Genomic DNA, 18,936 nt, shown 5'->3' on the forward strand with positions numbered 1-18,936 from the left:
GCGCTCACGTTGGGTCCTGTCTTCATGATCGGCTCCATCGTGGTGACCTCATATGTTACGGCGTTGCCGCTGATCAACAGCACTGTGGGGCAGTTTCCCAGCTTCGGCAGCCGTTTGCTCGGGGTGTTGCCATTTGTGCTGACCTTCCTGATCCTTTGGTTGATGTACACGGTGATTCCGTATCGCCGGGTGTCGTGGCGCAAGGCCGCGGTCGGGGCCCTGATCGGAGCGGTCCTGTTCGAGATCGTGCGCTGGGGCTTCGGGCAGTTCGTGCGCAACGCGCAGACCTACCAACAGATCTATGGCGTGGCCCTGGCGGCTTTGCCGATTCTGTTGCTATGGATCTACCTGTCCTGGGTTATCGTGATCCTTGGCGCCTCTATTGCCGCTTCGGTGTCGGCGTTCGAATACCAGCTTCCTGCCGAGGCGCTGCCCGAAGGTGATGAGTTCCTGGGTCTGCTGGTGGTGCTGAAACTCTTCATTGATGCGCAACGTCTCGGATGCGACGTGGAGCCGGCCGTGGTGCGCGAGCGAGCGCCTTATCTGCACAGCGCGGCGATCGCCAATTATTTCGAGGACCTGCAACGCGCAGACATGATCCGTCGTGCCGAAAGTGGCGCATGGATGCTCAGTCGCAGCGTCGATAGCACGGATTTGTTGCGTGTGTACCAGCACAGTCAGTACCGGCTACCGTTGAACCCGGTCGAAAAAGTCGCTGCCCTTGGTCTGACCCTTCCTGCCGAACTGGTCGCGGTGCTGGATCGCGTGGCCATGGCGCTGGGTAGCGAGCTTGGTACGCGGCTTGAAACGGCTTATCCGCCGTCCTCCCATTCCACCCCCTGTCATCCCGATCCGGAAGGATATTCCCCATGAAGTTGTTCGTCCCCGCTATCCTGGCTGCCGCTGCCCTGCTGGCGGCTCCCGTGCATGCCGCCATGCCCGCCAAGCCGGCACTCAAAGTCACCACGCTCGACGGCAAGCCCTATGACCTGGCGTCCCAGCGAGGCAAGTGGGTGATCGTCAATTACTGGGCAACCTGGTGCGTGCCATGCATCAAGGAGATGCCGGCGATTTCGAAGTTCGTTACCGATCACAAGGACAAGGTGGCGGCGATCGGGCTGGCCTATGACGACAGCGACAAAGCCGACATCCAGGCATTCCTGGTCAAGCACCCGGTGTCCTACCCGGTGGCCCAGGTCACGCTGGACAAGCCTTTGCCGGATTTCGACGAACCCAGGGGGTTGCCGACCACTTGGCTGATCCGCCCCGACGGTAGCGTGACCAAGCCCCTGGTAGGCGGGGTGACGGAAAAGTCCCTGTCCGATGCGATCGGAATCAAGTGACATGGCCGGCGCGCGCTTCATCGTCCATGGACGCGTGCAGGGGGTGTTATACCGCGCCTGCACGCGCGAGCAGGCGCTTGCACTTGGCATGCGCGGGCATGCGAAAAACATGGCAGATGGCGGTGTCGAGGTGCTGGCCTTCGGTGACGAGGCGGCATTGGATGCGTTTGAACGGTGGCTCTGGCAGGGGTCACCATCGGCCAGGGTAGACGATGTGACCCGTGAGCCCGCGATAGATGGCGGGCTAGGGGACTTCATGATTTATTGAGTGGCCTGCTACTGGGTTTCGAGCGAGTCGAACGTGTCAGGCACCCACAGCGCCTTGTCGGTCACGTTCTCGGTGCGCGGCTTGTGCTTGAGCTTGTCCAGCTTGACTGCCGGGATCTTCTCGTCATGGCGCGGCACCTGTTCGAGCAGATGCCGGATCAGGTTGACGCGTCCACGCTTCTGGTCGTTGAAATCCACGACGAACCAGGGCGCGGTCGGTGCATGTGTGCGTTCGATCATGGTGTCGCGCAATTGACCGATGGTCTTGTATTTCTTGCGCGCGGCGATATCCACCGGCGATAGTTTCCAGCGCTTGAGCGGATCCTGCGCGCGGTCCTTGAAGCGTTCTTCCTGTTTGTCCTGGTCCACGGCGAGCCAGTACTTGAGCAGGATGATGCCGTCATCGGTCAATAGTTTCTCGAACACCGGTACCTGCGTAAGGAATGCCTCGTATTCGGCATCGCTGCAAAAACCCATCGCCGGCTCCACGACGGCGCGGTTGTACCAGCTACGGTCGAACAGCACCAGTTCGCCAGCCGACGGAAGATGCGTCACGTAACGCTGGAAGTACCACTGCGTTGCTTCGGTTTCGTCCGGTTTGGATAGCGCCACGATGCGGTAGTTGTGTGTATCCATGCTTTCGGTGATGCGCTTGATCGTGCCGCCCTTGCCGGCAGCGTCGCGTCCCTCGAAGATGACCAGCACCCGGCGGCCGCTGCGGCGCAGCCAGCGATTGAGGCCGGCCAGTTCGAGCTGCAATTCGTCCATGGCATCTTCATACGTCTTCTTGCGTTTGCTCACAGCAAGCCTCCAAGGTCGATATCCGCAGGGGGGCGACCGATGCGATGGCGAGCGCTCATGCCCTGGATGGCGCGCCGGAAATCAGCGGCAAAGGCCGGAATGTCGAAAAGAGGATGCTTTTCGCGTGCCTGCACCAGATGGCGGCGTACGACGTCGAGCGCTTCGCGATCGGTTCCCAATTCGGTTGCCATGCCCACGAATCCTTCGTCATCCTCGGCAATGAGCTCGGGCAGGCCAGCATGAAACAGCAGGCTGGCACCGACTCGCCCGGCAAAGCCCTGGCCTGGCAAGGTCAGCACCGGGCAACCCGCCCGCAATGCATCGATGGCTGTGGCCTGGGCGTTGTACGGGGTGGTGTCGAGAAACAGGTCGGCGTGGGCATAGCAGGCAAGATAGTCGGCATGCGGTAGTTGCGGCATGAAGATCAGTCGCTCGGGCGCGATGTCCAGGGTGCTCGCGGCCAGGCGCAGGCGCTCGTCGCTGCGCTCCGGACCCGATTGCAGCCATAGCACGCTGCCGGGCACTTGTTGCAGGATCAACATGAACCGCGCGAACGTCGCCGGGTCCAGTTTGTAGCTGCTATTGAAGCTTGCGAACACCGTGCCTTGCGCAGGCAGGCCGCAGGCCTGGCGCGTGGGTACCTGTGCGATCACGGCACTGGCATCGCAGGGCAGGAAGCTGCGTGGCAGACGAATCACTTTTTCGCTGATGTACTTGCGCATCGTCGAGGGCAGGGCGACGGCGTCGGCGAGCAGGTAATCCATCCATGGCGCGCCGGAGGTCGCCGGAAAACCCAGCCAGTTCACCTGGATGGGCGCCGGCTGCAATTCGAACAGATCCACATTCGAGCCACTGCCGAAAGTGCGAAGGTCAAACAGGATCTCGATGTCGGTAGCGTGGATGTGCGTGGCGCAGTCGGCGGGCGACATCGTCGAGACGTCGTGGAGCGTTGCCGCCGCCTGCAAGCGCTGGCGCACGGGGCCGCCATCGTCCGGGCTGGTCGCGAACAGGTGCAGCTCCAGCTCGTCGCCGCGCAGTGCCTCGACCAGCGCTACGATCATGCGGCCTACCGGGTGTTCGCCAAAGCCGTTGGACACCATGCCCACGCGCCAGGGAGAGGCTGCCTTGAGGCTGGGGTAGGTGAACGCAAGCTGGCGTCGCAAGGCATCGGTCTGCGCCTCCGTGTGCTCGGCGAAGGTGCTGGCGCAGCGCAATTGCTCGGCCGGCGTGCCCGCTTCGGCCAGGAAGGAGAACGGCGTGATGCCTGGACGTTGTTCGGCCACCGCGCGATGCAGGCGGGTGCTCAGATCATCCAAGCCCACCCAGTCGTACAGGCGACGCTTGGTGAAGATCAATTGACTCAGTGCAAGGCCCGAGGATGCGTCCAGTCGTAGCGCGCGCGCATAGGCTTGCAGTGCTGCCTCGAGCTGGCCGATGTCATCGAGGGCGATGCCTGCCTGCAAGGGGTAACGTGGGTTTTCCGGGGAAATCTTTTCGGCCTGAAGGAAGGCCTGCGCGGCTTCCTGTCGCTTGCCGAGCGAGCGAAAAACCAGGCCGAGCAGTTCGTATGCGCTGTCGAAGTTCGGTTCGAGCTGCAACGCCTCCTGGATGTGCCGCAGGGCCTGTTCGGCATGGCCCAGTTCCAGTTCGGCCGCTGCCAGGTTCAGGCGCAGCCCGGGGTGTTCCGGCGCGCCATGCGTGGCCATGGCGTAAGACTCGCGTGCCTGCGAGTATCGCGCCGCGCCCATTAATGCATTGCCCAGGGTCAGCAGGATCGCAGGGTGACCCGGCGATTTCTTCAGGGCGCCGCGCAACATCTCGATGGCCGCGTTTGTCTGCTCGTTGGCCACCATGGCGGTGGCGAGGTTGCAGACCGCATCCACATCGTCCGGCGCCAGCTCGCGAGCACGCCTCAAGGCATCCAGGGCCTCGTCGCGACGCCCCAGTTGAAGCAGAGCCAGGCCATGCAGCCGCGCATATTCCACGTCTTGAGGAAACTGCACACGCAACTGCGCGGCGGCCATTTCCGCCTCGGCAATCGCGCCACGCTCAAGCAGGTCGGCCAGGCGCCGCCGGGAATCCCATTGCCGGCTCATGCGCTTGTCCGGCCGACGATGTGCATGCGGGCCTGTTGCCTCATCCTGGTGAGAGCGGGTGCGTTGCTTGGGCGTAGGACAATACGATTCATGCGCGAACGCTAACCGATGGACGTCATGGCGCCAAGCGCCAGGGCGATGTAACGACCTGTCACGCGGTCAGGGTCTTGAGCTCGTCGGCCTGGTGTTCGCGAGTGAGGGTATCGATCAGTTCGTCCAGGTCGCCCTGAATGATTTCCGGCAAGCGATACAGCGTGAGATTCACACGATGATCGGTGATGCGCCCCTGGGGGAAGTTGTAGGTGCGAATGCGCTGGCTGCGATCGCCCGAGCCGACCTGCAACCGGCGTGATTCAGCCTGCGCGGCAGCCTGCTTGCTGCGTTCGTCGTCGAGCAGGCGGGCCTTGAGAAGGCTCATGGCGCGAGCGCGATTCTTGTGCTGGCTGCGCTCGTCCTGGCACTCCACCACGATGCCGCTCGGCAAGTGAGTGATACGGATGGCCGAATCGGTCTTGTTCACATGCTGGCCACCGGCACCCGAGGCGCGGAATGTGTCGACCTTCAGGTCGGCATCGCGCAGCTCGATATCGCCGATGTCTTCCACTTCGGGCAGGATTGCCACGGTGGCCGCCGAGGTGTGGATGCGGCCTTGCGACTCGGTTTCCGGCACGCGTTGCACGCGGTGCGTGCCCGATTCGAACTTCAACCTCGAAAACGCGCCGGCACCTTCCACGCGCGCGACGATTTCCTTGTAGCCACCGTGTTCGCCAGGGTTTTCGCTCAGAATCTCCACATGCCAGCGGCGCCGCTCGGCATAGCGGGCATACATGCGAAACAGGTCGCCAGCGAAGATCGCCGCTTCGTCGCCGCCGGTGCCTGCACGCACTTCCAGGAACAGATTGGCCTCGTCGCGGGGGTCCTTGGGCAGCAGCAGGATCTGTAACTCCCCGTCGAGTTGGACCAGGCGCAATTCCAGGCGTTCGACATCCTCGGCCGCCAGGTCGCGCATGTCCGGGTCGTCCAGCATGTCGCGCGCATCGGCCAGTTCGCGCTCGGCCTGATCATGTTCACGCAGCGACCTGGTGACCGGTTCAAGCTGGGCGTATTCGCGCGAGAGCTCGCGAAAGCGCTGGTTGTCGGCCAACACGTCTGGCTGGCCCAGTAACAGTGCGACTTCTTCGTGGCGTTCGGCGAGGGCTTGGAGTTTGCGGCGGATCGATGGCGTCATGGGCAGGGAAGTCGATGGAGGGGGATGGGCGGCGGGATGGATCCATACGACGCCGCTATCCTTCCATGTCGAGCTTCTCGCTATCACTCAATCCATAAAGGCGGCCGGCGGCGTGCAGCAGGTCCATGTCGCCACTGAGGGCGGCCTCGCGCAATCGTGCGCTCGGATGATGCAGTAGCTTGTTCGTCAGCGTGTTGGCAAGAAAGGCCAGTGCTTCTTCCGGGGTGCGCCCACGTGCCAGCATGGCCTGGGCCTTGGCGAGCACCTCATCGCGGTATTGCTCGGCATGCTGGCGCATGTCCAGCGCCGGGTTGCGCACGTTCAGTGCACGGCGCCACGCCATGTAGCGTTCCACTTGCAGGTCGATGATGGCATCGGCTTCGCGAGCGGCCGCCTCACGCGAACGACGGTTGTCATCGATAACCTGGCGCAGGTCGTCGATGCCGTAGAGGAAAATGTCATCGAGCTCGCCGACGCTTTCCTCGATGTCGCGCGGTACGGCGATGTCCACCATGAACATCGGCCGGCGCCGGCGCGCACGGATGGCTTTCTCGGCCATCGCTCGGGTGATCACCGGTTCGCGGGCGGCGGTCGAGGAAATCACGATATCCGCCTCGGCCAGGTGCTGGGGCAGGTCGTATAGCGAGACGGCGTAACCGCCATGTCGCCCGGCCAGGTCCTGGGCATTTTCCAGAGTGCGGTTGGCCACGATGAGACGGCGTACCTGCTTGTCCGCCAGATGGCGGGCAGCCAGTTCGATGGTGTCGCCGGCGCCGACCAGCAGTACGCAGGCCTGGCGCAGGTCGGTGAAGACCTGTTCGGCCAGGCGCACCGCCGTGAAGGCGACTGATACGGTGTGTGCGCCGATTCGAGTATCGGTGCGCACCCGCTTGGCGACCGCGAAGGTGTGTTGCAGCAGGCGATCCATCGACGCGCCCAGGGTCTGGGCCTCGCGCGCCAACTGGTAAGCATCTTTCACCTGCCCAAGAATTTGCGGTTCGCCCAGTACCATGGAATCCAGTCCGGTTGCCACACGGAACATGTGACGGACCGCATCGTCCTCATCATGGCGATAAAGGAACTCGTCGAGCTTTCCCGGGGTCAGCTGGTGATGGCGGCTCAACCATTCCTGCGGCGCCAGTTCGGCGCCAGCCTTCACGCTGACGTACAGCTCGGTGCGGTTGCATGTGGAGAGGATCATCGCCTCCTCCACGCCAGGCTGGCGACGGAGGTCGTGCACCGCCATACCCGCGGCGTCCGAATCGAACGCCACCTGTTCGCGCAGGTTGACCGGCGCGGTGAGGTGGTTGAGCCCTAGGGCGATCAGCGTCATGGCGTGGAATAAAAAGTGGCTGTGACTCGTACCGGGCGGCGTAGACTAGACTCGATAGCCCGGTTCGTAAGTGCAACGTACCGGATCAAAAGGTTCAACGGAGAATAGTGTGCTGAGCAGGTTGGCCAAGTTCAAGCAACTGCGGCATTTTGGGGTGGGCTTCATGCTCCTGGCCCTGGTGGGGTGTGCGGCTGCGCCAGGTCGCGGTGGCAGCGGGGCGTCGACCTCCAGGCAGCCGCTGGATCATCTGGTCGTGGCCACACCCGATGCCGATCACGACCTGCTCGCCCAATTGTTGACTGGCGAGATGGCACTGACCCGCACTGATCTGAAGGATGCCTCGGCGGCCTATGACAGGGCCATGATGCTATCCGACGACCCGCATGTGGCTGAACAGTCGGCCGGCATCGCCATTGCCATCCGAGACGATGGGGCCGCGCAACGGGCCATTGATCGTTGGGCCACACTGGGGGCGTCCCCCGCCAACTTGGCCGAGGCCCGCGCCCAACTGGCGCTAGGACAAGGCAATTCGGCCGAGGCGCAAAAGCAGCTCGAACTGCTCACCCAATCCGGCGACATGGATGCATGGCGGCTGTTCGGGCGGGTACTGGTGGGTAGCCGCGATCCGGCCCTGGCCGGGCAGTTGCTTGAGACCATTGCCACGCCGCAACGCCTGCCCCAGCACGATGCGCAGGCTTGGCTGGCGATGAGCGAGCTTGGCGAGCGCCTGGGGCGGCAGGGTTATGCCCAGCAGATCGCCGACGCGGCGGTGAAGCGTTTCAATAGTGCCGATACCTATGCCTGGGCGGCCCAGCTCAAGTACAAGGCAGGCGACCGCAAGGGCGCGCAGGTCTTGTTTCAGAAGGCCATCGCCAAGGAGCCAAGAAACGTCCGCCTGCGCCTGGCTTATGCCAGCGTGCTGGGACAGAACGGCGACTATGCCTCTGCCTCGAAGTTGCTCGACAGCGGTCCCCAGGATGCCGACACCTTTCAGTTGCGCGCCGCACTGGCCGCTCATGCTAACGACACCAGAACCCTTAACCGGCTCTATAACCAGTTGCAGCACTCTCCCGAAGACGTGCGCGACCAGAGCGCGTACCTGCTGGGACAACTGGCCGAAATGCAGGGGCAGAAACAGGATGCGCTGAAATGGTACGGCCAGGTGCCCGACGAGGACGAACACGCCTTCGATGCCGACCTGCGTAGCGCCGTGCTGCTGCTCGAGACCGGCCGCGCGGCTGATGCCCATGCGCAACTGGAGGAAATGCAGACCGACTACCTCGACCAGCCCGCGCAACTGCGCCGCGCCTATGAGGTTGATGCCGAGCTGTACATGCGGGAGCAGAACTACGCCAAGGCCGAGGCGGCCTACACGCGCGCGCTGCAGATCGCGGCGGACGATCCGGCCCTGCTCTATGGGCGTGGTATTGCCTACGCATCCGACGGCAAGGTCGACCAGGCCGTGGGCGACTTGCGGCGTCTGCTGCAGCTCAAGCCCAACGATGCCGATGCCAGCAACGCCCTGGGCTTCACCCTGGCCGACGCCAACCGCGACCTGTCCGAGGCGGAGCAATTGATCCAGGTCGCTCGAGCGGCCAAGCCGAACGATCCGGCCATTGCCGATTCGTGGGGGTGGGTGCAGTACCGCCTCGGTCATCTTGATCAGGCCGAAAAGGCGCTCACGGTCGCCTGGCAGGGTCAGAAGGACGCCGACGTTGGCGTCCATCTGGGTGAAGTGTTGTGGAAGCGTGGCAAGCAGGAAGAAGCGCGCAAGGTTTTCGATGAGGTGCGCCAGATGGATCCCAAGAACACCAGCCTGCAAGACGCACTGAAGCGACTGAGCCCATGAATTTCATGTATCGAAATGTTGCGGCAGTGCTATTGGCACTGCTGCTGGTGGCCTGCGTACCCAAGCCCGCGCTTCGCGTGCATGGCGATGCCAGCTTGCTCAACGAACAACAGATGCGCGAGCAGGCGCTGGCCCACGTCGACCAATGGACGCTGGAAGGGCGCATTGCGGTTTCCGACGCGCGCACCAGTGGCAGTGGCGACATCACCTGGGTGCAAGACGGCGAGCATTATGTTTTCACCATCCGTGGGCCATTCGGCAAAAGCTTCCGGCTGACCGGCGGCCCTGACCAGGCCTTGATCGAGGGCATGGATGGCGGCCCACTCAGTGGGCCCGATGCCGAGGACTTGCTGCGCAAGGCCCTGGGTTGGGAAGTGCCGCTGCACGAACTTCGTGCCTGGGTGTTGGGCCTGCGTGCTGACGGCGGCCCGGCCGAGCTGAGCTTCGGTGTCAACCGCCTGCCGTCCCTGCTGCAACAGGACGGCTGGAACGTCGACTACCGCGAATGGGACGCAACCCGCCGGCCCGCTCTGCCCAAGAAGGTGTTCGCCGACAAGGCGCCGTTCAAGGTGAAGCTGTCGGTGGAAAGTTGGCGGTTGGGTCAGTGAAGCCGCTCGCCGTGCGAGCCGTAAAATCGCGCCTGCGACCTTGTCGTGGGTAAGAGGCAAAGCCGCCTTGCGGCTCGCTTCCTTATCGCCGTCTCTTTACTCTTGATTCTTTAACTCTCTATCGACGGCGCAGCCGCCATTTCGGAAGCCATGTTCTCCATCCAGCGTGCAAACCATTCCCAGATCGGTGCCTTGTGCGCCATCGAACGCAGCGCGGTGGAGTTGTTCAGGGGGCATGAAGCTTGGCCTGCATATCGGGCGATCGAGTTGCCGCCGGATCTGCTGGCCGATGCCATGACCTTGGGGCTGGTCTGGGTGGCGCTCAGTGACGAAGGCGAGCCGGTCGGTTTCATCTGCCTGGATGCGGAGGAGGGGGGCGATTCCATTGGAATCGCCGAGATCGACGTGCTGCCGACCTGGGGGCGTCGTGGCATCGGCGCGGCCCTGCTGGAACATGCATGCGGGTGGGCGCGAGAGGCGGGTTACCGGTCAGTGCTGCTGGGGACCCTGCGTGATGTGCCATGGAATGCCCCGTTCTACGCCGATCACGGCTTCATGGAAGTGGACAAGCGTGCGCCGGAGTTCGCCTTCGCGTTGCAACGCGACCGCGAGAACGGTTTTCCCGACCATCTGCGCGTGTTCATGCGCCGTGAACTGGCGCCACTGGCCGCTGGCGACTGGACGATATGGCCGGCTCCCGCCAAGCTGAATCTGTTCTTGCGTATCACTGGGCGGCGCGACGATGGCTACCATGAGTTGCAGACGGTGTTCCGTCTTCTGGACTGGGGCGATGAACTGCGCCTGCGCCAGCGCGAGGATGGCCAGGTGCTGCGCCTCCATGAGATCGACGGTGTGCCGGCCGAGACCGACCTGGTTGTCCGGGCTGCACGCCTGCTGCAACCTCACGCCAGGGCTGGTGCGGGAGTCGATATCGCGCTGGAGAAGCGCGTACCCCTCGGTGGGGGGCTGGGTGGGGGCAGCTCTGATGCCGCTACGATGCTGGTTGCCCTCAACCAGCTGTGGGCCTGTGGCCTGTCGGTGGACGCCCTGGTCGAACTGGGTCTGCAACTGGGTGCAGACGTACCGGTTTTCGTGCGCGGGCGCTCGGCCTGGGCTGAAGGTATCGGCGAAAAACTCCGCTGGCTGAAGCTGCCGCAGCGCTGGTACGTTGTGGTCGATCCACACGAACACGTGCCAACCGGCGAACTTTTTCAAGCGGCTGAATTGACACGAAATGCTCCACGGGTGACAATTTCATCCTTTACTTCGGGCGAAACAGCTGAGAACGCATTCGAACCGGTCGTTCGTGCACGTCATCCCAAGGTGGATGCGGCGCTGAATTGGCTGGGTGAATACGGTAAGGCCAGGCTCTCCGGCAGCGGTGCGTGCGTGTTCGTCGAGACACGCTCGCGCGACGCGGCCGAGGTGATCGCCGAAGCGTGTCCGGCTTCATTCACCGCGCGCGTGGTCGCGGGCGTGAATGTCTCGCCGCTGCACGAGGCATTGCGCCGCCACGGCGGCCGTGCCTGAGAAACATCGGCGTGACGGTGGCCAGTACCGTCGCGCAGGTTGTGGATAGAGAAATACTGGGGCGTCGCCAAGCTGGTTAAGGCACGGGATTTTGATTCCCGCATGCGCAGGTTCGAATCCTGCCGCCCCAGCCATCCAACCGAATGGCTGCAAGTTTTTTGAAGGAAGTGACCGTGGATACGTCATCCCCGATGCTCTTCACCGGCAATGCGCACCGCAAGCTGGCCGAGGACGTCGCCCATCGCCTGGGCGTGCCGCTGGGCAAGGCTCTGATTGGTCGTTTCAGCGATGGCGAGACGCAGATCGAGATCGAGGAGAATGTGCGGCGCCAGGAAGTGTTCGTGCTGCAGCCTACGGGCGCACCGAGCGCAGAGAACCTGTTCGAGTTGCTGACCCTGGTCGATGCCCTCAAGCGTGCCTCAGCGGCCAGTGTCACGGCCGTGATGCCGTATTTCGGCTACGCCCGCCAGGACCGCCGCCCGCGTTCGGCGCGTGTGCCGATCACGGCCAAGATGGTCGCCAAGATGATCGGCACCGTCGGCGTCGATCGCGTGCTCACGGTGGATCTGCACGCCGACCAGATCCAGGGTTTCTTCGACATCCCGGTGGATAACGTCTATGCCTCGCCGCTACTGCTGGCGGATATCTGGCGTCACCACAGCATGGACAACCTGATCGTGGTCAGCCCGGACGTCGGTGGCGTGGTGCGTGCGCGCGCGCTCGCCAAGCGCCTGGACGATGCCGACCTGGCCATCATCGACAAGCGTCGCCCGCGTGCGAACGTGGCCACGGTGATGAACATCATCGGTGAAGTGGACGGCAAGACCTGCATCCTGGTCGACGATATCGTCGACACGGCCGGTACGCTGTGCGCCGCCGCTGCCGCATTGAAGGAGCGCGGCGCGCGCAAGGTCGTGGCGTACTGCGTGCATCCGGTGTTATCGGGCGCGGCCATCAGTAACGTCGAGGGCTCGCAGCTTGATCAGCTCATCGTCACCAATACCTTGCCGTTGCGGCCTGAAGCCGCTGCGTGCAGCAAGATTCGCCAGCTCTCGGTGGCCGAATTGCTGGCAGAGACAATTCGCCGCATCGCCTTTGGCGAGTCGGTGAGTTCGTTGTACGTGGATTGAATTTCGCGGGCCCGAGTTCCAAGGCCCGTCCAAGACTCTCCTGGTCGCGGGAGAGTCGCCCGGTTGCCGCGAGGCAAACAACTACTGATAGGTACAGCCCAATGGCTACAACTCATGAAATCAAGGCTCAGGGCCGCAAGGACGAGGGGAAAGGTGCGAGCCGCCGCCTGCGTCGTGCGGACTTCGTGCCGGCCGTCGTCTACGGTGCGGGTCAGCCCGCCGAGAGCATCCAGATCGAGCACAACACCATCCTGCTCGCCGCCAAGCACGAGTGGTTCTTCTCCTCGGTGCTCGACCTGAACGTCGACGGCAAGGTGCAGAAGGTGCTGGTGCGTGACTGGCAGAAGCATCCGTTCAAGCAGCAGATGCTGCACATGGACTTCCTGCGCATCAACGAGAACGAAGCGATTCGCGTCAACGTGCCGCTGCACTTCCTGAACCAGGAAAAGTCGCCGGCTGGCAAGACCGCTGGCGTGGTCATCTCGCACAACCTCAACGAAGTGGAAGTGTCCTGCTTGCCCAAGCATCTGCCGGAGTTCATCGAACTCGATCTGGCCGATCTGAAGGAAGGCGACATCATCCATCTGTCGCAGATCAAGCTGCCGGCCAACGTTGAAATCCCGGCTCTCACGCTGGGTGCCGATCACGACATCGCTGTCGTAACCGCCTACGCGGTGCAGGAAGAAGTCGACGCCCCGGCTGAGGGCGCCGAGGGCGATGCCGCTGCGGCTGACGCCAACAAGGACGCCAAGAAGTAAGGCCGCGCCATCCCGGCTTCCCGCGCGGAAGCCTGGATGGCAGCGCGTCTGCTTCACTCGCTATGGCGGGGCTGCGTCTCATCGTCGGACTGGGCAATCCCGGTGCCGAATACCTCAGAACCCGGCACAATGCCGGGTTCTGGTTTGTGGATGCCCTGGCCTCGGGGCAGGGCGAGCGCTTCGGCTTTGATGGCAAGCTGCATGGCGAAACCTGCAAGCTGCGTTTGGGCGGCGAGTCGGTGTGGCTGCTCAAGCCTGCCACTTTCATGAACAAGAGCGGCATCGCGGTCGTGTCCGCGTTGCGCTACTACAAGATCGCCCCGGAAGAATGCCTGGTGGCGCACGACGAGTTGGACCTGGACCCTGGCACCGTCCGCATGAAGTTCGATGGCGGCCACGGTGGTCAGAACGGTTTACGCGACATCATTGCCCACCTGGGGCATGCCAAGTTTCACCGATTGCGCGTGGGCATCGGCCATCCCGGTCACAAGGACAAGGTCACCCCGTGGGTGCTCGGCCGCCCCTCGGCTGCCGATGAAGATGCCATCTTCCACGGTATCAGCCGCGCATTGGACGTGCTCCCGCTGGCGGTAAGCGGGCAGTTCGACAAGGCGATGCAGGGGTTGCATACGAAGGCGTGAAGCCGCGTCTTCGGCGCTGTAAACGGTAAGAAGTGAAGGGCTGGGGTGCCTGCCAAGGCTTTCGCGCTTCCGCTCTCTAAAAGATACGGTGCTGATTTTGCTGAAGGGTGCAAGCGCCTGATGTGAGTGCGGATCTTTGAAGAATCAGGGCGAACAGCCGGCTGGGTTAGAATCACAGCCTGGCTATTGTTCTTCCTCTTTACCCCTATCTCTTTACAGGCCGTGTAGCGGCCGATTTCACGGAAATCCCATGGGCATCAAATGCGGCATCGTCGGCCTGCCTAACGTCGGCAAGTCCACCCTGTTCAACGCGTTGACCAAGGCGGGCATCGCTGCGGCCAATTTCCCCTTCTGCACCATCGAGCCGAACGTCGGCGTGGTGCCGGTGCCTGACCCACGCCTCAATGAACTGGCTGGCATCGTCAAGCCGCAGAAGCTGATCCCGACGGCCGTGGAATTCGTGGATATCGCCGGCCTGGTAGCGGGGGCGTCCAAGGGCGAAGGACTTGGCAACAAGTTCCTCGCGCACATTCGCGAAGTCGATGCCATTGCGCATGTGGTGCGCTGCTTCGAGCACACCGACATCATCCACGTTGCAGGCAAGGTCGACCCGATCGCCGACATCGAGACCATCGACACCGAATTGGCGCTGGCCGACCTGGATTCGGTCGAAAAGGCGCTCAATCGTGCCGAGCGCGCAGCCAAGGCCAACGACAAGGATGCCCTGGCTAGAAAGCCGGTGTTGCAGAAGCTTGCTACCGCGCTCAATGAGGGCAAGTCGGCGCGCAGCGTCAAGCTCGATGAAGACGAAAAGGCCCTGGTTCGCGATCTGTTCTTGCTGACCCTCAAGCCGCTGATGTACATCGCCAACGTGCGTGAAGATGGCTTTGAGAACAACCCGCACCTGGATGCCGTGCGCGCGCGCGCCACCGAGGAGGGTGCTGAAGTGGTGCCCGTATGCGCCGCGATCGAGGAAGAGCTTTCGCAACTGGACGATGCTGACCGCGATGAGATGCTCGAAAGTTACGGTTTGTCCGAGCCGGGCCTCAATCGCGTGATTCGCGCGGGCTACAAGCTGCTGGGCCTGCAAACCTATTTCACCGCGGGGGTGAAGGAAGTACGTGCCTGGACAGTCAAAGCCGGCTCCACCGCACCGCAGGCTGCTGGCGTGATCCACACCGACTTCGAGCGTGGTTTCATTCGCGCCGAGACCATCGGCTATGACGACTTCATCCAATATAAGGGTGAAACCGGCGCCGCCGCTGCTGGGCGCCTGCGTAAGGAAGGCAAGGAATACATCGTCAAGGAAGGCGATGTGCTGCACTTCCTCTTTAACGTCTGACATCCTGCCGTCATCGCTTTCGAAGAAGCCCGTCGAAAGATGGGCTTTTTTGCTTTTCCTATCGCCGTGATGTATGGCGATTTTTGGAAGCCGGCCTTCGTGTGATCAGGGGGATTTCCTGTTTTTCAAGCAGGTTTCGCTGCCCAGCGCCCGTTAATGCCGAGCTTCCGGCGGATGTCGTTGGCTCATTTGTTTTTTGATGCGCCCCATTGACGGCGGCTTGATAGTGAGTGGTCGGGCTGGTGGCCGCTGCCATAGGGTGACGGGGGATGGTTGCTCCATCGTGAAGCATCGTGGGTATCAGGCCCAGTCGCGGATTGGAGCCATCGTAGACGAACATGGGCGCGGTGCGCTCGCTCGCGTAAAGTCCCGCCCCTCGCAACTGCTGACCTGACAAATGTAAGGACTTCATGTCCAGTCGGATCATATGCGCCTGATCCGGCCTGTATTGCTCGTACAGTCCCATATGGGTTGTCGCCAGGTTCACGTATCGAGATGCCGTCAGATTACGATAGTCTGTGTTTCGCTCCACGCCGAACCCTTCTCCCGGCGGTCGCTGGGCGTCCGCGTAGTAGACCTTCATGGATTGGATGTTGTTCCAACTAAGCGACATCTGCATCCGGTTGTTTACTGTAAGTCCGGGCCTCAGTGCGAATCCATGGGAAGTACCCGTTTGCGTGACCGCTGCCTGGAGAAAATCACCAGTGCGGTTGCTGCACATCCGTTGCATCTCATCGAGGGTAGGGGGTCTGTCTACCAAGTGCTCGTGCAGAGTGCTTGCCACGGCGTTCCACCCGCCGATTTCCGCTCGCGCCTCGTGCTCCCGCGTACTTTCGATCGCTATGTGCGTGGCGGCGGTAATGTCATAAATATTGTTTTGCCGGTCGTAGCGCGCCGGGTGTGAAATGGCTCGTTCATATTCGGCGATGGCGGCGTTCTGGTCGGATACAAGCGTTTGCCTATCCATGGCATGCTGAAGCTCATGGCCGATGACAAATACAAGGTCTACCGAGTTGAATTGATCATCGGGGCCGCTCAATGAGAGGCTCAGTGTCTTGTTGCGGAAGTCGTACATGCCGCCCGCGTTTATGTCGCCGCCCTGCGCGCTGAGCGGAACAATTTCATTCAGATGATCAAATTCGATGGCCTCATCGAGCGCCGAACGTAGATATTCTGAGGACAAGAGGACGTTTTCAAGCCTCTCTACCTCATGGCCGCGCACGCCTTCATGGTCGCGAAATTTTTCAAGCATGAGGGTTGTGCCCTCGCTGAGTTCATCACTTGCTTTGACCAGATCAAAGTATTCATCGGCGTCATGCGAGGAGTGATGGCTGGAGGGGTGACTTTGCCGGCTCATTGCACAAGCAACCTTTGAATCAGTGAAGCGCCGTTGGCAAGCATCAGGTTCATACCGTTGTCGATGCCTGGTTGCGAGTTTGGCGGTGCGTAAGGCTGCCCATTGTCGAAGTCAGCTGTGTCTTTCACCACAAGAAAAGTTTGAAACTGATGGGGGCCGGAAAGTGGGAGCCGCTGTCGTGCCGGCGATTGGGGGCTGGCACCTGTGGCTCTGTCGAGGCCGGGTTGCCTAGACCCCGGTGTTGGCTCGGACAGCGCACGGGAGAGCCTCCGGCGCTCTCGCCGGCCGCCAGTGCCTGGTCGGCAGATGCCTTGGAAACATGCGGGCTGTGAGGTGCGCCGTCTCTGACAGATGAATGAGACAAGGAGCGGAGCAATGCGATCAGTGACGGCGTCAGCCATGTCACAATCGGCATTCGAAGGGGCGATGATCGGGGTGGATGCATCGCTTCCTTGTGGCGTGCCGCAGCGGATGCTTGATGCTCCTTGGCGAGCGCGCGCTCACGCTCAGCCGAAGGGAGTGTTTTGCATGAAGCGAATCGAGGCGCCGTCCTTGAGTTGGATGCTTGCGGGGCTGGCCATCCTGGCCGCGCTCCTGGACATGATTCCATCGATCTTTACCTTGCTGAGGCTTAAAGACGTATCGATGGCCACCGTCCTGCCCGGCTGGATAGGTGCGTCGTTGACGCATGATCTGAGCCTTGTTGCGATCGCGTTGGTCGTGGGGCATGCCATGCTGGAGCCACGTCGCGGCGAAGCATTGCGCTCATTTGCTCTATTTTTGTTTGGCTTTTTCCTGATCTTCATGATCCTGGGGCTGGTCATCGGCACGGCTTGGAGCTATGCGACCACCATGCTGGTGTACCGGTACGCTTCATCGAGCTACAGCATGGGCCAGCCGCTGCGCGTGGTGTTCGGTTTTACCGGATGGTTGTCGACATTGCTGGTGTTCTGGCTTTCCTTGCGTCTGGTGCTATGGATGACATTGGCGCCCGGCGTGCCGCGCGAACCGATGCCTGTGCCGCGCTGGCGCATGCAGGCAAGCCTGGTGGCGACGTTTGTATTCCTGGCGCTATGGGGCATGCTGATCATGGCAGCGTTCACCTTGCAGGCGCAGGTCATGGCGGTCACCTTTGCCGGTGGTGCGGTGGCGGGGGCCACGGTGTTGTATGGCGGTCTGGTCTGGCTTTTTGCCTGGCTTGGCGCGCGTTCCCAGTATGGCTCGGTGCGTCCTTTCAGGTTGCTTCTGGTCGGGTTTCTGGCGTGGCTGGCGATGCTCGCGCCTGCGCTCGTTACGGCGGTCGTGGTTCCGTGGGTGCGCTACACCAGTGCCTCGGAGGGCCCGGTCATCGCGGCAGCCTTGTTGCTGGGGGCGTTATCCATGGCGCTGCCGCTGATTGTGGTGTGGGGTGGCATGCGCATGACCTGGCGTTCTACCGTGGCGCCGCCGCCACTACCGATATAAAAAAGGCTTGCCGTGAGAAGGGACGGGGCGGATGATGCGCCCCGTTTTCGACGGTGTCGGTAATTTTTTGGAGTAGCCATGCCAGGCCAGCAGCACGAAGTGAATTTCCGTTTCCTTGCCCAGCCCACCGACGTCAATTTCGGCGGCAAGGTACATGGCGGCATGGTCATGAAGTGGATCGACCAGGCCGGTTACGCCTGCGCGGTTGCCTGGAGTGGCGCCTATTGCGTGACCGCGTCGATCAGTGGCATCCAGTTCGTGGCGCCCGTGCTCATTGGTGACTTGGTGACGGTCAAGGCCAGGGTGATCCATACCGGACGGTCGAGCATGCACCTGGCGGTGGATGTGATGGCGCAGGATCTGCGCAAGGGCGAGCAGCGGCTGGCGACCAGTTGCGTGATGGTGTTCGTGGCGCTCGACAGCCCCGATGGCAAGCCTACGCCGGTGCCGCCCTGGCAGCCGCGCGATGAGTCCGAGCAGCGCTTGCAGGAACAGGCCAAGAAGCTGCTGGAACTGTCCAAGGAGATGGCCGACCTGGTGCATAATCACGCTGACACGGTGTCCTGAGCGCGCCGGGCTTCCGGTCGTGGGCTTCGCGTGCAAGAAAGTCGCCAGAATTCGCGTTTTTCTTGCGTGAAGGTGTTGACAGTTTCGGCCTTGATCCACACAATAGCCGTTCTTTGTTGGAGGGATACCCAAGCGGCCAACGGGGGCAGACTGTAAATCTGCTGGCTTACGCCTTCGGTGGTTCGAATCCACCTCCCTCCACCAGACGAGTTCCGCAATCGCTGATCAAGATCAGGCGGGAGTAGTTCAATGGTAGAACCTCAGCCTTCCAAGCTGATGGTGCGGGTTCGATTCCCGTCTCCCGCTCCATTGATCTCGTCTTGAGTGTTTTGTGCTCATGTAGCTCAGTCGGTAGAGCACTTCCTTGGTAAGGAAGAGGTCGCTGGTTCGATTCCAGTCATGAGCACCACCTCACGGTTGGCTTGCAGGTATCACCACTTTTTTTGTACTTCAATTTTGACTCCACCGGAGTTTGGCACGTATGGCAAAGGGTAAATTCGAACGCACCAAGCCGCACGTCAACGTGGGTACGATCGGCCACGTGGACCACGGCAAGACGACGCTGACGGCAGCGCTGACGAAGGTCGGTGCGGAGCGTTTCGGTGGCGAGTTCAAGGCATAT

Annotated in this window: 18 protein-coding genes and 4 tRNA genes; 17 read left to right on the forward strand and 5 right to left on the reverse strand. The window is 62.1% G+C overall.

Going from position 1 to position 18,936, the window contains the following annotated elements:
- From VF436_RS02220 to VF436_RS02230, 3 genes are all read left to right on the forward strand, one after another.
- Window positions 1-873 (forward strand): YihY family inner membrane protein (locus VF436_RS02220; protein ID WP_330902346.1); only part of this gene is annotated, 873 nt, incomplete at its 5' end.
- Window positions 870-1,343 (forward strand): TlpA disulfide reductase family protein, encoded by a 474-nt coding sequence (locus tag VF436_RS02225; protein ID WP_330902347.1) that lies wholly within the window; start codon window positions 870-872, stop codon window positions 1,341-1,343. The genes VF436_RS02220 and VF436_RS02225, both read left to right, overlap by 4 nt.
- Window position 1,344: 1 nt before the next feature.
- Complete coding sequence (locus VF436_RS02230; RefSeq protein WP_330902348.1) at window positions 1,345-1,611, forward strand: acylphosphatase; 267 nt, start codon at window positions 1,345-1,347, stop codon at window positions 1,609-1,611.
- Window positions 1,612-1,619: 8 nt separating this feature from the next.
- Here VF436_RS02230 and ppk2 read toward each other — a convergent pair whose 3' ends face one another.
- From ppk2 to hemA, 4 genes are all read right to left on the reverse strand, one after another.
- On the reverse strand, window positions 1,620-2,411 hold the full coding sequence (ppk2, locus tag VF436_RS02235; RefSeq protein WP_330902349.1) for a polyphosphate kinase 2: 792 nt from the start codon (window positions 2,409-2,411) through the stop codon (window positions 1,620-1,622).
- Window positions 2,408-4,507, reverse strand: a complete 2,100-nt coding sequence (locus VF436_RS02240; protein WP_330902350.1) for a tetratricopeptide repeat protein — start codon at window positions 4,505-4,507, stop codon at window positions 2,408-2,410. The genes ppk2 and VF436_RS02240 overlap by 4 nt, the downstream gene beginning before the upstream one ends.
- Window positions 4,508-4,658: 151 nt before the next feature.
- The gene (gene prfA, locus VF436_RS02245) at window positions 4,659-5,735 is read right to left on the reverse strand and encodes a peptide chain release factor 1 (RefSeq protein WP_330902351.1); all 1,077 of its coding nucleotides are present in this window, start codon (window positions 5,733-5,735) and stop codon (window positions 4,659-4,661) included.
- Window positions 5,736-5,790: 55 nt separating this feature from the next.
- Window positions 5,791-7,068 carry a glutamyl-tRNA reductase gene (gene hemA, locus VF436_RS02250; protein WP_330902352.1) on the reverse strand — a complete coding sequence of 426 codons (1,278 nt, stop codon included), beginning with the start codon at window positions 7,066-7,068 and terminating at the stop codon, window positions 5,791-5,793.
- 163 nt (window positions 7,069-7,231) lie between these two features.
- Between hemA and VF436_RS02255 the strand changes: the two genes are divergently transcribed.
- The 8 genes from VF436_RS02255 (at window position 7,232) to ychF (ending at window position 14,926) form a co-directional block, all read left to right on the forward strand.
- Window positions 7,232-8,917: a tetratricopeptide repeat protein gene (locus VF436_RS02255; protein ID WP_330902363.1), complete on the forward strand. Its 1,686-nt coding sequence runs from the start codon at window positions 7,232-7,234 to the stop codon at window positions 8,915-8,917.
- 5 nt (window positions 8,918-8,922) lie between these two features.
- Window positions 8,923-9,525 (forward strand): lipoprotein insertase outer membrane protein LolB, encoded by a 603-nt coding sequence (lolB, locus tag VF436_RS02260; protein WP_330902353.1) that lies wholly within the window; start codon window positions 8,923-8,925, stop codon window positions 9,523-9,525.
- Between the two features lie 150 nt (window positions 9,526-9,675).
- Window positions 9,676-11,055, forward strand: a complete 1,380-nt coding sequence (gene ispE, locus VF436_RS02265) for a 4-(cytidine 5'-diphospho)-2-C-methyl-D-erythritol kinase (RefSeq protein ID WP_330902354.1) — start codon at window positions 9,676-9,678, stop codon at window positions 11,053-11,055.
- Between the two features lie 57 nt (window positions 11,056-11,112).
- Window positions 11,113-11,189, forward strand: a tRNA-Gln gene (locus VF436_RS02270).
- A gap of 57 nt (window positions 11,190-11,246) precedes the next feature.
- On the forward strand, window positions 11,247-12,185 hold the full coding sequence (locus VF436_RS02275) for a ribose-phosphate diphosphokinase (RefSeq protein ID WP_414649801.1): 939 nt from the start codon (window positions 11,247-11,249) through the stop codon (window positions 12,183-12,185).
- A 101-nt stretch (window positions 12,186-12,286) separates the two neighbouring features.
- Window positions 12,287-12,943, forward strand: a complete 657-nt coding sequence (locus tag VF436_RS02280) for a 50S ribosomal protein L25/general stress protein Ctc (protein ID WP_330902357.1) — start codon at window positions 12,287-12,289, stop codon at window positions 12,941-12,943.
- A 62-nt stretch (window positions 12,944-13,005) separates the two neighbouring features.
- Window positions 13,006-13,584, forward strand: coding sequence for an aminoacyl-tRNA hydrolase (pth, locus tag VF436_RS02285; RefSeq protein WP_330902358.1), 579 nt, complete (start codon window positions 13,006-13,008; stop codon window positions 13,582-13,584).
- 250 nt (window positions 13,585-13,834) lie between these two features.
- Window positions 13,835-14,926, forward strand: coding sequence for a redox-regulated ATPase YchF (gene ychF / locus VF436_RS02290; RefSeq protein ID WP_330902359.1), 1,092 nt, complete (start codon window positions 13,835-13,837; stop codon window positions 14,924-14,926).
- 58 nt (window positions 14,927-14,984) lie between these two features.
- Here ychF and VF436_RS02295 read toward each other — a convergent pair whose 3' ends face one another.
- A complete protein-coding gene (locus tag VF436_RS02295) occupies window positions 14,985-16,283 on the reverse strand; it encodes a hypothetical protein (RefSeq protein ID WP_330902360.1) in 1,299 nt (432 codons plus the stop codon).
- 528 nt (window positions 16,284-16,811) lie between these two features.
- On the opposite strand from VF436_RS02295, the gene VF436_RS02300 reads away from it, so the two are divergent.
- The 6 genes from VF436_RS02300 to VF436_RS02325 form a co-directional block, all read left to right on the forward strand.
- Entirely contained in the window at window positions 16,812-17,747 is a 936-nt protein-coding gene (locus VF436_RS02300; RefSeq protein WP_330902361.1) for a hypothetical protein, read from the forward strand.
- 78 nt (window positions 17,748-17,825) lie between these two features.
- Window positions 17,826-18,314: an acyl-CoA thioesterase gene (locus tag VF436_RS02305; RefSeq protein ID WP_330902362.1), complete on the forward strand. Its 489-nt coding sequence runs from the start codon at window positions 17,826-17,828 to the stop codon at window positions 18,312-18,314.
- Window positions 18,315-18,432: 118 nt separating this feature from the next.
- Window positions 18,433-18,518: transfer RNA gene (locus VF436_RS02310), tRNA-Tyr, on the forward strand.
- Window positions 18,519-18,549: 31 nt separating this feature from the next.
- Window positions 18,550-18,623: transfer RNA gene (locus VF436_RS02315), tRNA-Gly, on the forward strand.
- Between the two features lie 24 nt (window positions 18,624-18,647).
- Window positions 18,648-18,723: transfer RNA gene (locus tag VF436_RS02320), tRNA-Thr, on the forward strand.
- A 72-nt stretch (window positions 18,724-18,795) separates the two neighbouring features.
- Window positions 18,796-18,936, forward strand: a 141-nt coding sequence (locus VF436_RS02325; protein WP_237057044.1) for a GTP-binding protein, incomplete at its 3' end; no start/stop codon positions are given.

The sequence above is a fragment of the Dyella sp. genome (genome assembly GCF_036384435.1).
GTDB lineage: Bacteria > Pseudomonadota > Gammaproteobacteria > Xanthomonadales > Rhodanobacteraceae > GSA-30.